General features: G+C 63.5%; 2 protein-coding genes and 1 pseudogene. All 3 read left to right on the forward strand.

Going from position 1 to position 1219, the window contains the following annotated elements; genetic code table 11:
- Positions 1 to 58: 58 nt before the first annotated feature.
- A pseudogene (locus GY769_02675) lies at positions 59 to 337 on the forward strand (CHAT domain-containing protein).
- A gap of 117 nt (positions 338 to 454) precedes the next feature.
- Positions 455 to 898: a hypothetical protein gene (locus GY769_02680; protein ID MCP4200823.1), complete on the forward strand. Its 444-nt coding sequence runs from the start codon at positions 455 to 457 to the stop codon at positions 896 to 898.
- A 169-nt stretch (positions 899 to 1067) separates the two neighbouring features.
- Positions 1068 to 1219: hypothetical protein (locus tag GY769_02685; protein MCP4200824.1), on the forward strand; the 152-nt coding region annotated here is incomplete at its 3' end.

Consider the following 1219-nt stretch of genomic DNA (forward strand, 5'->3'; position numbering starts at 1 on the left):
AGACCGGCAACCTCAACGGGTTAACCGAATACTTACGGAAAGTGTTTAAGATGAGCCAGATAGCGCGATGGGACTGGCCAACGCGTTTCTGGTGGCTGGCGCCAACAGTGTCGGCTCGACGCTCTGGAAGATCCCGGACGAAGCGACAGCTGAGCTGATGGTCCGCTTCTATCGGAATCTCTCGAGTGGTACAGACCTGGGTTCAGCCTTGCGCCAGGCGCAGCTCTCTTTCCTGGAAGAGCCGCGTTGGCGGGACCCGTACTACTGGGCAGGTTTCAAGATCACGGGCAACCGCAGGAATCCACTACAAGCTGCAGTGACAAAGAATGAGCCCTGAGAAAGGCAGCTCGGACAGCCTCGTTCTGAGCTCACGGGCCCCAACGCCGACTTTTTCTCCAAGTACTTCCTGACGTACGACTCGGATCCCGACGATCTGTACAGCACGGCACTCAACATGGACCGGCTGCCGGAGATCGTGAGGAGAATCGGAGCCGAGCGTGTCGTCGTCGTGATCGACAGCTGCTTCAGCGGCGCGGTCGGCGGCCGCACGGTCTTCGAGGGTGGGAGGGGAGGGACGCTCGACGAGGTCTTCCTGGAGCGCATTGCGAGAGCCGGTACCGGGCGGGTGGTCCTGACCGCGAGCGGCTCGAACGAAGTGGCGCGCGAGCTAGAGGATCTGGGCCACGGCGTGTTCACGCATTACGTGCTCGAAGGCCTGCGGGGCGCGGCTGACGAGAACGGCGACCGCGAGGTCGACGTCGACGAGGTCTACGACTACGCTTCGCGACACGTGAGGGAGCTGACGGAGAATCGCCAGAATCCCGAGCGCAAGGCCCCGCGCCAGTCCGGCGACGTGATCATCGGCAGGGTGGTGAAGGAAGCTCGACCCCCGAGATGAAGGCGGCGGAGAGGGCCGCGACCCGGGAGAGACCTACTTTTTCTCCACTTCGGTGTCTGTTTCCCGCGAAAGGGGGGTACAATGACTCGAGATCCCTATCGCCGGTCGTCCCTCCGAGGCCGATCGGATGCTGAGCTCGAGTCTTGAGTCCGTTGCGGAGGTGCTCGCGATGCTTGTCTTAACGCGGCTTTTGACGGCGGTCCTTTTCGCCGGTTTCGTCCTCGTCCCGGCGCCGCTCGCCGGCCAGCCGCCGGCTTCCGGGACCGTCGCCTTCCTGGTGCAGGACGGCCTGCGCTACGTCGAGCAGCGGCGCTACGGCGA

This window comes from bacterium (assembly GCA_024224155.1).
GTDB lineage: Bacteria > Acidobacteriota > Thermoanaerobaculia > Multivoradales > JAHEKO01 > CALZIK01.

Coding starts and splice junctions, on each gene's coding strand:
- GY769_02680 (MCP4200823.1), top strand. CDS start 455: ATGGACCGGCTGCCGGAGATCGTGAGGAGAATCGGAGCCGAGCGTGTC.